Raw genomic sequence first — 12,428 nt, forward strand, 5'->3', positions numbered from 1 at the left:
GTGCGCCGCGATGTTTGCATGGCTCTCGCGTATTGATGTTATGATCCGGATGTTGATTGCCGCGATCCTGTTGGCAAGCTTCCTCCCGGTTAAGGGGGTCGCTCTCGAAGTGGCCTATGGGGTTTCCAACTTTGCCGTATTCGTGCTGTTCTTCCTAAACGGCATACGGTTGTCACGCAATGATGTGGCGCGCGGGATACGGAATGTGACGCTTTTGGTTCCGCTGGCCCTATGGTGTTTTGGCGCGATGGCGGCAGCGGGCTTCACTCTGTCTATTGCCGCAGCCGGATTGGTTCCGCCGCTGATCGCTTTGGGATTGCTGTATCTGGGGGCTTTGCCGTCGACAGTCCAATCGGCCACCGCATATACATCGATGGCTGGTGGAAATGTTGCGAGCTCAGTCGTGTCAGCGGCCTTGCTCAACATTCTTGGAGTGTTTGTATCGGCTCCAATCTTCGCATGGCTCAGCGGCGGAGCCTATGTCGATATGGGCTTGGACGGACTGGTTAAGCTGTTTCTGATTTTGCTTCTGCCATTTGGATTGGGGCAGCTGTTCCAGTCGCGGTTCTCACCTTGGCTCAAATCGCATCCTGCGCTGGTGGGATGGATGGATCGCACGGCCATTTCAATTGCGGTCTATGTCGCATTTTCAGGTGCGGTGGAGCAGGGGATATGGAGCAGGTTAGACCTGACGAGTTGGAGCTGGCTGATTGCCCTTTTGGGCGTGTTATTGATCTTTGCTTATGGCGGCGCTTGGGTGCTTTCCGGAGCATTGTCTTTAGCCCGTGGCGACCGAATATCTTTTATGTACGCAGGGGCGCATAAAAGCATCGCGATGGGCGCGCCGCTCGCACTGGTTATGTTTCCGCCTGCAACAGCAGGGCTGATTCTGGTTCCGCTATTGGTGTATCATTTGCTGCAATTGGTCGTTTCAGCGCCAATCGCGAGCCGCCTTAATCGGTAGCGTCGGGGTTGTTCCGATTATACCGGACCGACCACCACAGCGACAGGCCGATCAACACCGCCCCGATAAGCCCGGTAATGGTCTCCGGGATATGTACGATCGCTGATAGCAGCATGATCACACCCAGAATGATAATCGCCCAAAAGGCCCCATGTTCCAAGAAACGATACTGAGCGAGAGTGCCTTGGCGGACAAGATGGATTGTCATCGAGCGGACAAACATGGCCCCCACTGACAGGCCCAATGCGATCACGACCATATTATTGGAAAGGGCAAATGCGCCTATCACACCGTCAAAGCTGAACGAGCTGTCGAGGACTTCGAGATAGAGAAAGCCGCCCAAGCCAGAGCGGACCACTTCGCCGGCAGCTTTCTTCCGCGCCTCGCGTTGTTCAATCAATGCGCCCAGAGCATTGACCCCGATAAAGGTGACGAGGCCCAGAATACCGGAGGTAAGGAAGGTCAATGCGTCGTCCTGCGGCAAGGCGGTCGATACACCGTAGACAAGCAACAGAACGAGCCCGATTTCCACTGCGGGTATGCTGGAAAAGCGGTTAATTGCACGCTCCAGTGAAGCGATCCAATGAACGTCTTTCTCCCCGTCAAAGAAGAATGTCAGGCCAACCATCGCAAGGAAAGCTCCGCCAAAGCCGGCGATGCCAAGATGTGCGTCTGAGACAATTCGCTCATATTCTGCGGGTTCATTGAGCGAGAGCGTTACCGCTTCGACAGGGCCAATATTGGCGGCAATGGCAACGATAGCTATCGGGAAAATAATCCGCATTCCGAACACGGCGATGAGAATACCCCAAGTGAGGAACCGTCTTTGCCAAACTTCGTCCATTTCCCTCAGGACGGTCGCGTTCACAACCGCATTGTCAAAGCTGAGTGACACTTCAAGGATCGACAGGACAATCACAATCCACAGAATGGATAGAGTGCCGGTGATTGATCCCGTGCTGGCCCAGCCATACCACCCAGCGAGAGCCAGACAGACGGCAGTAAAGCCAAGCGAAAACGTATAATAGCGTAGCAGCGTTGCCATCGTAGAACCCAATGCCTCATCCTCGCGCAATTGCGCGTCTGTTTGGGCGTGCGGCTACCTACCAGTCAACGCCAGCGCAATGGCAACGTTATTTTTTTGGTTGGTATGTCTGTTCAGGGCCGGGGAATGACCGGTCGCGTACCTCTTCGGCATAGGTCTGGACAGTCTTTTCAATCATACCGGCTATGTCGTCATATTTCTTTACGAAGCGCGGTACGCGGTCGAACATCCCAAGCATATCGTCCGTAACAAGGACTTGTCCGTCGCATTTGGCCGATGCGCCGATGCCAATCGTCGGGCAAGAGATGGCTTCGGTCACAGCTATGGCAATTGGCTCGACCACGCCTTCTACGACCACGGCGAAGGCTCCGGCTTCGTCCAAGGCTTTCGCGTCAGAGACAATTTTGTCTGCTTCGCTATCGCTGCGACCGCGGGCCATGTAACCGCCCAAGACGTTGACCGCCTGCGGTGTCAATCCGATATGCCCCATCACCGGAATGCCGCGTTGGTTCAGGAATGCAACGGTTTCAGCCATCGCTTCACCGCCTTCCAATTTGACAGCTGCCGCCCCTGTTTCTTTGAGCAAATGGGCAGCACTTTCAAAAGCCAATTGCGGTGAGCTTTCATATGATCCGAATGGCATATCGACCACAACCACTGAGTGGTAGCTGCCGCGAACAACCGCCGCGCCGTGATTGGCCATCATGTCCAAAGTGACGGGTATGGTAGACGGCAGTCCGTAAATTACTTGGCCCAGGGAATCCCCCACCAGCAGCAAATCGCAATGGGCATCCAGCAATTGGGCCTGACGCGCGGTATAGGCGGTTAGCATCACCAACGGTTCTTCCGTCACGCCGTCAACCTTACGCGACCGTATGCGGGGCACGGTCAGGCGCTTCATCGGTGCCGGGGTGGGGGTGGCGCGGCTAGTCGCGGTATCGAGCTGAAAAGTAGTAGACATGACGCGCTTTTAGCCGAGCGGGGGATTTGCGCAAATGCTACCTCGACTAGGCGCGCGATTCATTGCAGAAGCGTGTTCGGAGAAGCGCGAGGGGTCGCGCCTATTGAGGATTTTGGACTTATGGCGGCAATAGGAAGCAGCGGAGCGAAGGCGCGGGATGGTTGGTCATCGCGCTCTGCATTTATTCTGGCGGCGGTGGGGTCGGCAGTCGGGCTTGGCAATATGTGGCGCTTCCCGGCGGAAGCGGGTGCCAATGGCGGCGGCGCATTCGTATTGTTTTATATCCTCTGTGTGGCGTTGATCGGTCTTCCAATCTTGCTTTCGGAAACACTGATTGGCCGGCATGGGCAATCCTCTGCTCCAGAGAGCGTCCGCCGGATTGCAAAGGAATCGGGTAAGTCCTCCCACTGGGATACGTTGGCATCATTCGGTGTCTTGGGTGCGTTTTTGGTGCTGAGTTTCTACTGCGTCGTCGGTGGATGGGTGCTGTATTACATTGGTGTTTTCGCGCAGGATCTGTTCTCGACCGGAGTGACTGGCGGTGCCTTTGAAGGGCGCCCCGCCGGTGATATTGAGGCGCTACTACCAAGCTTGTTCGGAAATGGCGGCTTGATGGTGGGGCTGCACATCGCGTTTATCGCAATCACTTTCTATTTCGTTTCGCGCGGTGTCTCTAGCGGCATTGAATGGGTTGCGACCTGGCTGATGCCAGCGTTTTTTGTGCTGTTCTTGCTGATTACAATCTACGGCGCTTTTACCGGGGCATTTTCAGAAGCGCTGTCCTATTTGTTCACTTTTGATGCGTCCAAACTGACCGGTGCCGTCATGCTCGCTGCTGTTGGCCAAGCTTTCTTCTCCCTGTCCTTGGGCGTTGCGGGCATGATGACATATGGTGCGTATGTCGGTCGTGACGTCAATTTGGCTGGAACATCCGGGATCATTGCTGGGGCGGATACAGCCGTCGCTTTGCTCGCAGGTCTTTGTATTTTCCCGATTGTGTTCGCCGCGGGATTAGAACCGAATGGCGGGCCAGGCCTGATGTTCCAGTCATTGCCAATCGGTTTCCAATCGATGCCCTTTGGATCGGTGGTTGGCTTGCTGTTTTTCGTGATGGTATTTTTCGCTGCACTCACCAGCTCGGTATCCTTAATGGAAGCGCCGACTGCTTGGCTGAAAGACAAGGCAAAGGTGACGCGGCCGATGGCAACATTGATTGTTACTGTTGCCGCGCTTCTTCTGGGCATATTGGCAGCTTTGTCGTTCAACGATTTGTCTGATTTCCAACCGTTCGGTTTTATCCCGCTATTTGAGGGGCAGGGAATGTTCGACGTGCTGGATACGGTAACCAGCAAAGTGTTGATGCCTATCGGTGCGATTATGACAGCACTATTTGTCGGTTGGGTGGCAGAGCGTCGGTTAATCGATTCAGAAAATGGTCTTAGCGGCGGGCTGGAAAAGGTCTGGCTTTTCCTGGTGCGCTGGCTTTGTCCTTTGGCGCTTATAACCATTCTGATCGTTGGGATTTTCCCTTCGATATTGGGTGAGTAGTTTCTGCCTGTAATTTATGAAATGGCCGTTCCTGGCTGGAGCGGCCATTTCTTTTGGCCAAAACCAGAATGTTGCTTCACATTCCGGATTGAGAACGTATAGTGAACAAATGGGTTCTCTTTCGACAATCGAGAAGTTAGGCATTCTTGCCGATGCTGCGAAGTATGACGCTTCGTGTGCCTCGTCCGGTACTGCTAAGAAGAACTCAATCGGCGGCAAGGGGGTGGGCTCTACCGAAGGGATGGGCATTTGCCATGCTTATACGCCGGATGGCCGCTGTATCTCTCTATTGAAAATACTGCTGACCAATCACTGCATCTTCGACTGTCATTATTGCATCAACCGGAAAAGCAGCAATGTCCGCCGTGCACGCTTCACGCCGCAAGAAATCGCAGATCTGACGATCAGCTTTTACAAACGCAATTATATCGAGGGCCTGTTCCTCTCGTCGGGGATTATCAAAAGCTCTAATTTCACCATGGAACAAATGGTGGAAACGGCCCGTATCTTACGGGAAGAAATGGATTTTCGTGGGTATATCCACCTTAAGACTATTCCAGAAGCGGATCCAGAACTGGTCCATCAGGCTGGCTTATTGGCCGATCGGGTGTCCATCAATGTGGAGTTGCCGACTGATAGCGGCCTCACGCGGCTCGCTCCGGATAAAAACGCCCGGCAAATCGAAGGAGCGATGGGGAAGGTAAAGTCCGATATCGTCGAAACCAAAGACGCGAGAAAACGGTTTAAGCACGCGCCGCGCTTTGCTCCTGCGGGACAATCGACGCAGATGATCGTGGGGGCAGACGCCGCCAATGATTCCGATATTATGGGTAAGGCAAGTCGGCTGTATAAAGGCTTCCGGTTGCGGCGGGTGTATTACTCAGCATTCAGCCCCATTCCCGATGCCAGCGCAGTGCTGCCGTTGAAGCGCCCGCCGTTGATCCGGGAGCACCGTTTATATCAATCCGACTGGTTGATGCGGTTCTATGGCTATCAGGCCAGTGAGGTGATGCAAGCAACGGATGGAGACGGCAATCTTCCATTGGATATTGATCCCAAGTTAGCTTGGGCTCTCAAATTCCGGGAACAGTTCCCGCTTGATGTCAATCGGGCACCTAAAGAGCTGCTGTTGAGAGTACCAGGACTGGGCGTTACGGCGGTGCAGCGGATTGTGGCCGCGCGGCGTCATCGAACGCTTAGGCTTGATGATGTGGGCAAACTGACGGTCTCTATTGCCAAGGTCCGACCCTTTATTTGCGCCTTGGACTGGCGCCCGACAGCGTTGACGGATCGTGCGGATTTGCGCGCATTGCTGGCTCCGAAACAGGAGCAGTTGGAACTGTTTGCGTCATGACGTCGCAGCAAACCGTTGATCAAAAATCCTATTTTTCCATTGTTATGCCACGCGCGGATGATTTTGTTTTTTGGCGAAGCCAGGCGCGGCGGTTGATCCAAAACCGAGTGCCTCCGGATCAAGTCACGTGGATGCTGCCCGGCGTGCCGGGTGATTTATTCTCAACGGCCCAATCCGGCACCGGCCATGCGGCCTTACCGGACAGTAACCCGGAAGCACCTGTTCGTGCCAGCAAACGCTTTCTTGCGCTCGCCCGCAATGCAGCCCTACACAGTGACCCGGAACGCTTTGCGTTGTTATATTGTGTGCTGTGGCGGCTTCAGCAGAACATTCGGCTGATGGAAGACAAAGCCGATAGTGATGTGCGCCGGTTGGAAGAGCTGGATAAAAGTGTCCGGCGTGACAGCCATAAAATGCACGCATTTGTCCGGTTTCGGGAAATCACAGGTGATGGGGCGCAAGTGCCTGATCGATATGTTGCCTGGTTTGAGCCCGATCATCATATTGTGAGGGCAAATGCTGGGTTTTTCAAACGGCGCTTTGCTAATATGCATTGGTCAATCCTGACCCCAAAAGGCTGTATTCATTGGGATGGTTTCGAAATTACGGAAACCCCGCCGGCGAAACGGTCTGATGCCCCGGCTGATGACGCCACAGAGGCACTGTGGCAGCGCTATTTCACGTCCACCTTCAATCCGGCCCGGCTGAAGGTGAGCGCTATGATGAGCGAAATGCCCAAGAAATATTGGAAGAACATGCCCGAGGCCGCTCTGATTCCAGAGATGATTGCCAATGCGCAATCCCGGGAATCACGGATGGTGGATGCGGGGGCTGTGACAGCGAGAAAGCCCTGTGCCAATTTGGCCGAGGTTGCAGACAGCATAACTGCGTGCCGGGATTGCCCAATAGGTTGTATGGAAAATCAAGCTGTTATGGGCGAGGGGCGGCATGACGTCAGTCTGATGATAGTGGGTGAACAACCCGGTGATCAGGAAGATCAGGCGGGCCAGCCATTTGTGGGTCCAGCAGGTCAGTTGTTGGATATCCATCTGGCTAAAGCAGGGATAGATCGGCGAAACGCTTACCTCACAAATGCCGTGAAGCACTTCAAATTTGTCAAGCGGGGCAAGCGCCGGATCCATCAAACGCCGACGGCGAAGGAAATCGATACGTGTCGCTGGTGGCTGGAAGCAGAACGGAGGATTATTAAGCCCAAGATTATCTTGGCATTGGGTGCCAGCGCTGCACGTAGTATATTAGGACGGACAGTCAGCGTTTCTGCGGTCTGCGGGGCTGGTCAGCAGCTTGATGATGACAGCGAATTATGGATTACCAACCATCCATCATACCTGCTGAGACTGGATGGAGAGGCAAAAGCTGAGCAAGAAGCCTTGTTCCACAAGGATTTGCTAAAGGTTGCGTCACGCGTACATTGCATTGAAAGCGATGTGTCAGCCTGAAGGTAGACATCTGGTCCATCATGACGTCACGACGTCTATTATGTTAATCAGAAATGCGCCGTATCTCTCTGATCTAATTCGGTTACGTAGATTCTATCGAATATCCTGCCGATCGCACGGTACGGATTGGATCCTTAGCGTCATCCACAGTGATCGCCTTGCGAAGACGCCTTATATGGACATCAACCGTCCGTAATTCGATATCACTCTCTGTACCCCACACACCGTCAAGCAGCTGCCCGCGGGAAAAAACTCTGCCCGGGCTTTCCATAAAGAACTTTAGCAAGCGATATTCGGTAGGGCCCAATTGGAGGGTGCGGCCGCGCCGTTCAACACGGTGGGCGACAGGATCAAGTTTGATATCGCCGAGCTCAATGGTTTCACCTGCGAGTGCAGGCCGCACACGCCGCATGACGGCGGAAACGCGGGCCAACAATTCGCGCGGAGAAAATGGCTTGGTGAGATAGTCATCTGCGCCAGTATCTAGCCCGCGAATGCGGTCATCTTCGGCCTCACGGGCAGTGAGCATGATGATGGGAACATGCGCCGTGTCTTTCGCTCTGCGCAATTGTCGGCAGACTTCGATACCGCTAGTTCCTTCTATCATCCAATCCAGGATAATCAGATCGGGCACGTCCTCTGCTGCCAGCATCAGTGCTTCGTCACCATCACTGGTGGCCCGGACATCGTAGCCTTCGTTTTTGAACCGGAATTCTAGCAATTCCGAAAGCGACGGATCATCTTCAACGAGAAGTAATTTGGCGGCTGACATGAAGAATCATCCCAATGAGTGTATGCCTTGAAAGCAGTTAGCTCCTATTCGCGCCCGGGATGTTACAGTTTCACGACAATCGTCAGTTAACTGTCGTCCTCATCCGGCGGGTATGTGCCAACTGCCGCAAAATGAACCATTTCCGCAACATTGGTGGCATGGTCACCAATCCGCTCCAGGTTGCGGGCAATGAACAGGATTTGTGCGGCGGTAGAAATAGTCGCAGGATTTTCCACCATGTAGCTGACAACATTGCGGAAGATGCTGTTGTAAAAGGCATCTACCTTGGCGTCAGTGGCGATAACCTCAATCGCCAAAACAGGGTCTCTAGAGGCATAGGCAGAGAGGACATCATGCACCATATCGCTGGCAATTTCACCCATTGCCGGCAGCAGAGTCAGGGGCTCAAACCGATTGCGCCCCTCAATATCCTTGATCCGTTTGGCGATGTTTTTGGAATAGTCTCCGATGCGTTCAACAACGCCTGCAATCTTCAAAGCGGCAATCACCTCACGCAGATCATCAGCCATCGGGGCGCGCAATGCGATGATGCGCACTGCAAGCTTGTCGACTTCAGTTTCCAGCGCATCAATCTTTTTGTCGCGCTTGACTACGCCGGCTGCCAGCTTTTCGTCACCGGAAATCAGCGCATCAAGAGCTTCCTGAATAGATAATTCTGCGAGGCCGCCCATCTCGGCGATCAAGCCGCGGAGCCGCGTAATATCTTCGTCAAAAGACTTTACTGTATGGTCGTTCATTAGCCGTACCGTCCTGTAATATAGTCCTGTGTACGCTGTTCGACCGGGTTAGTGAAGATATCCGACGTCCGGCCATATTCCACCATCTTGCCAAGGTGGAAGAACGCGGTGCGTTCCGAAACACGCGCGGCTTGCTGCATTGAGTGGGTGACGATGACAATCGCGTAGCGGCCGCTCAATTCAGCAATCAGTTCTTCAATTTTGGCTGTGGCGATCGGGTCCAGCGCGGAACAGGGTTCATCCATAAGAATGACCTCTGGGTCGACCGCGATGGCCCGTGCGATACATAGGCGTTGTTGCTGCCCACCAGAAAGCGCAGTGCCGCTATCGGTAAGGCGATCTTTGACTTCTTCCCACAATCCAGCCCGTTTCAGGGAGACTTCTACGATATTGTCGAGCTCTTCCTTGCCCTGCGCAATCCCGTGAATTTTTGGCCCATAGGCGATGTTGTCATAAATGGATTTCGGGAAAGGGTTGGGTTTTTGAAAAACCATCCCCACGCGTGCCCGCAATTGAACAACGTCCATCTTGGACCGGTAAATATCGTCACCATCCAGAGTGATAGTGCCCTCGACCCTGGCGGTTGGAATCGTGTCGTTCATGCGGTTCAATGTCCGCAGGAATGTCGATTTCCCGCAGCCAGAAGGGCCGATGAAAGCCGTGACGTATTTGGTAGGAATTTCGATCGACACATTATCGATCGCCATCTTGTCTCCATAAAAAACAGAGACATCCGACGCATTCATTTTGGCGTCGGTCTGGTCCAAATTGGGATGAATTACTGTCACCACTTTTTCTCGAATTTGTTGCGCAGATAAATGGCTAGGCCGTTCATCAGCAAGAGGAAGATCAATAGCACGATAATCGCAGCGGATGTCCGTTCAACAAAACCGCGGTCTATTTCATCGGACCATAGGAAGATTTGAACAGGCAGGACGGTTGCCGGTGAAGTTAATCCATCGGGCGGCGTCGCAACGAATGCCCGCATTCCGATCATGAGCAAGGGGGCCGTTTCACCCAAGGCGCGCGCCATCCCGATAATCGTACCGGTCAGAATGCCAGGTAGTGCCAGTGGCAGGACGTGGTGGAACACCACTTGCACTGGGGAGGCGCCCACGGCCAATGCGCCGTCTCTAATCGATGGAGGGACAGCCTTAATCGCATTGCGCCCCGAAATGACAATTACCGGCATCGTCATCAAAGCCAGAGTCATGCCGCCAATAAGCGGTGCTGAGCGGAAATTCGGGAAGATGGTCAAAAACACCGCGAGGCCCAACAGACCGAAGATGATTGAAGGGACAGCGGCGAGGTTGTTGATCGAGACTTCAATTATGTCAGTCCAACGATTTTTTGGAGCATATTCCTCTAGATAGAGTGCCGCCATGACGCCGATGGGGAAGGCCATCAGCAGAGTAACCAGCATGGTCAGCATGGACCCCTTAAGTGCGCCCCAGATACCGACGGCTTGCGGGTCTGTGGCATCAGACCGCGTCAGAAAACCGATATCAAACCGTTTGTCGATCTTGCCCTGTTCCGCAAGGTCGGTTGCCAATGCCTGTAATTCGGCGGAGCCTTCGCCTTCATACCCGGCTGCCAAATCAGCGGATGAAGGAAGCCAGAATGTCTGTTTGGTTCGCAGAATAGCAGGGTCTGCGATAATCGCCGTTGCCACTTCGCGCCAAGCATTGCCGTTGAGTTCAGCACTGGCGTTGGCACCAAGGGATTCCTCCGCGTAGAATTCCACGACAGAAGCGAGCCCTTGAGCTTCCAGTAATTGCGTTGCGTCGGGCCCAGACAGTGTGGCCGGATCACCGGTCAATCCGGCTTCGGTAAAGTCGATCGGTACCGCCAGTTCAGTCCGCTGGAACCCGCCAACGCCGTTAATGGTCATAGTGACCAGCAAAAATGCCAGAACCAGAACGGAGAATAGCACCGCGACCAAGCCAGTTAGCTTGAACCGACGCTCGGCGGCATAACGCTTCTTCAACCGCGCTTCAAAGGCGGCAGAACGGCTCGGCATACCATCTGAAGGTGCCTGTTGGGGTGCAACGTCACTCATACGCTTCACGGAACCTTTTAACGACGCGCAAGGCGATGAAATTCAAGCCCAATGTCACGAGGAACAAAACAAACCCGATGGCAAAGGCGCTGAGCGTAGCTGGATGATCAAAACTGCCTTCGCCGGTCAGCAATTTTACGATCTGTACTGTGGCTGTGGTCATCGCTTCCAATGGATTGGCTGATAAGTTGGCCGCCGTTGATGCTGCCATCACTACGATCATCGTTTCGCCAATTGCGCGGCTAATCGCCAACATGATCCCGGCCACAATCCCTGGCAGGGCGGCAGGCACCAAAACACGCTTGATCGTTTCTGATGTGGTTGCGCCCATTGCAAGACTGCCGTCGCGCATCGATTGGGGCACAGCTGCAATGGAATCGTCAGCCATTGATGAAACGAACGGGATGATCATCACGCCCATTACAAGACCAGCGGCGAGGGCGCTTTCGCTGGATGCGTTGCTAATGCCCATAGACAGCGCGAGGTCGCGGACAAATGGTGCCACCGTCAATGCGGCAAAATACCCATAAACGACTGTTGGTACACCCGCGAGGATCTCCAAGGCCGGCTTCAGCCAACTGCGAACCTTCGGGTCGGCGTATTGGGTGAGGTAGATAGCACTCATCAAACCTAACGGGATCGCCACGATCATTGCAATGATCGCGCCAATATAAATAGTCCCCCAGAATAAGGGGATTGCGCCATAGCGTGTGGGGTCGGGATTATCCGGATTGGCCATCGGATCCGGTGCCCAATGCGCGCCGAACAAGAAATCGATCGGGTTGACCATGCCGAAGAAACGGATCGTTTCAAAAATCAAACTTGCCACGATGCCGAAGGTCGTCAGGATTGCGACCAGCGAAGCAATCAGCAGGAGCGACATCACGATTTTTTCGACCCGGGTGCGGGCCGAGAAATCGGGACGTAACCGGAGAAATGCCCAAGCCCCGCCAGCGAAGCCAATCACTAAAGTCGCGAGCAGACCGATCAAATTATATCGGGCCAAAGCATCACGAAATGGTTCGACAAACGCTTCGGATTGCGGGTTGAATACCGCGCTTGCAGAACCGCTTGCTACCGACTGCGCTTCACGCAGGATCGATTCGCGTTGGATACCAAAAGCCGGCAATTCCGCAGCAGCTGGCGTGGCCAGTACTGACTGGGTAACAAGATAAGGTGAGGCAAATGACCACAGGGTGATGAATGCTGCCAGTGGCAGCACAACCCACAGCGCAACATACCATGCGTGATATGTAGGCAAGGACGCCAACCGGCCATCGCTGGATTCGCGCCGGAACGCCCAGGCGCGGGCACGGGCGGCAAGCCATCCGGCAAGGCCGAGCCCTACGGCTAGTAAAAGGAGTATTGCTGGCGACATTATGTGTTGCAGTTCCTAACTAACCGGAGCCCAACGGCCGTTATTGGCAAGGGCGGAAAACTTCAAATTTTTGCAGATTCGAACCAATGTTGGGCCTACACCGCTTTGCGCGGATCCTATCGGCGGCAT

Annotated in this window: 11 protein-coding genes; 4 read left to right on the forward strand and 7 right to left on the reverse strand. The window is 54.1% G+C overall.

Annotated features, from left to right (window positions below):
• Positions 1-10 precede the first annotated feature (10 nt).
• Complete coding sequence (locus HKD42_RS04335) at positions 11-964, forward strand: bile acid:sodium symporter family protein (protein WP_170010632.1); 954 nt, start codon at positions 11-13, stop codon at positions 962-964.
• On the opposite strand, the gene HKD42_RS04340 is transcribed toward HKD42_RS04335, so the two are convergent.
• Together HKD42_RS04340 and panB are read right to left on the reverse strand one after the other, a co-directional pair.
• Positions 954-2,009 (reverse strand): DUF475 domain-containing protein, encoded by a 1,056-nt coding sequence (locus HKD42_RS04340; RefSeq protein WP_170010634.1) that lies wholly within the window; start codon positions 2,007-2,009, stop codon positions 954-956. The genes HKD42_RS04335 and HKD42_RS04340 overlap by 11 nt on opposite strands.
• Before the next feature lie 88 nt (positions 2,010-2,097).
• The gene (panB, locus tag HKD42_RS04345; protein WP_170010636.1) at positions 2,098-2,970 is read right to left on the reverse strand and encodes a 3-methyl-2-oxobutanoate hydroxymethyltransferase; all 873 of its coding nucleotides are present in this window, start codon (positions 2,968-2,970) and stop codon (positions 2,098-2,100) included.
• A gap of 120 nt (positions 2,971-3,090) precedes the next feature.
• Here panB and HKD42_RS04350 point away from each other — a divergent pair, with 120 nt between their 5' ends.
• The 3 genes from HKD42_RS04350 to HKD42_RS04360 all read left to right on the forward strand — a co-directional run bounded on the left by HKD42_RS04350 (position 3,091) and on the right by HKD42_RS04360 (position 7,332).
• Positions 3,091-4,518 carry a sodium-dependent transporter gene (locus HKD42_RS04350; RefSeq protein ID WP_170010638.1) on the forward strand — a complete coding sequence of 476 codons (1,428 nt, stop codon included), beginning with the start codon at positions 3,091-3,093 and terminating at the stop codon, positions 4,516-4,518.
• Positions 4,519-4,627: 109 nt separating this feature from the next.
• A complete protein-coding gene (locus HKD42_RS04355) occupies positions 4,628-5,872 on the forward strand; it encodes a putative DNA modification/repair radical SAM protein (RefSeq protein WP_170010640.1) in 1,245 nt (414 codons plus the stop codon).
• A complete protein-coding gene (locus HKD42_RS04360; RefSeq protein WP_170010642.1) occupies positions 5,869-7,332 on the forward strand; it encodes a UdgX family uracil-DNA binding protein in 1,464 nt (487 codons plus the stop codon). Before HKD42_RS04355 ends, HKD42_RS04360 begins: the two co-directional genes overlap by 4 nt.
• A gap of 82 nt (positions 7,333-7,414) precedes the next feature.
• On the opposite strand, the gene phoB is transcribed toward HKD42_RS04360, so the two are convergent.
• The 5 genes from phoB to pstC all read right to left on the reverse strand — a co-directional run bounded on the left by phoB (position 7,415) and on the right by pstC (position 12,299).
• Positions 7,415-8,104 (reverse strand): phosphate regulon transcriptional regulator PhoB, encoded by a 690-nt coding sequence (gene phoB, locus HKD42_RS04365; protein ID WP_170010644.1) that lies wholly within the window; start codon positions 8,102-8,104, stop codon positions 7,415-7,417.
• Positions 8,105-8,190: 86 nt separating this feature from the next.
• Complete coding sequence (phoU, locus tag HKD42_RS04370) at positions 8,191-8,862, reverse strand: phosphate signaling complex protein PhoU (protein WP_170010646.1); 672 nt, start codon at positions 8,860-8,862, stop codon at positions 8,191-8,193.
• Positions 8,862-9,608 carry a phosphate ABC transporter ATP-binding protein PstB gene (gene pstB, locus HKD42_RS04375; RefSeq protein ID WP_246236857.1) on the reverse strand — a complete coding sequence of 249 codons (747 nt, stop codon included), beginning with the start codon at positions 9,606-9,608 and terminating at the stop codon, positions 8,862-8,864. Before pstB ends, phoU begins: the two co-directional genes overlap by 1 nt.
• A gap of 38 nt (positions 9,609-9,646) precedes the next feature.
• On the reverse strand, positions 9,647-10,882 hold the full coding sequence (gene pstA / locus HKD42_RS04380; RefSeq protein ID WP_246236730.1) for a phosphate ABC transporter permease PstA: 1,236 nt from the start codon (positions 10,880-10,882) through the stop codon (positions 9,647-9,649).
• A 31-nt stretch (positions 10,883-10,913) separates the two neighbouring features.
• Positions 10,914-12,299, reverse strand: a complete 1,386-nt coding sequence (pstC, locus tag HKD42_RS04385; RefSeq protein WP_170010652.1) for a phosphate ABC transporter permease subunit PstC — start codon at positions 12,297-12,299, stop codon at positions 10,914-10,916.
• Positions 12,300-12,428: the final 129 nt, after the last annotated feature.

The organism is Pontixanthobacter rizhaonensis, from assembly GCF_012972675.1.
Taxonomy (GTDB): Bacteria; Pseudomonadota; Alphaproteobacteria; order Sphingomonadales; family Sphingomonadaceae; genus Pontixanthobacter; species Pontixanthobacter rizhaonensis.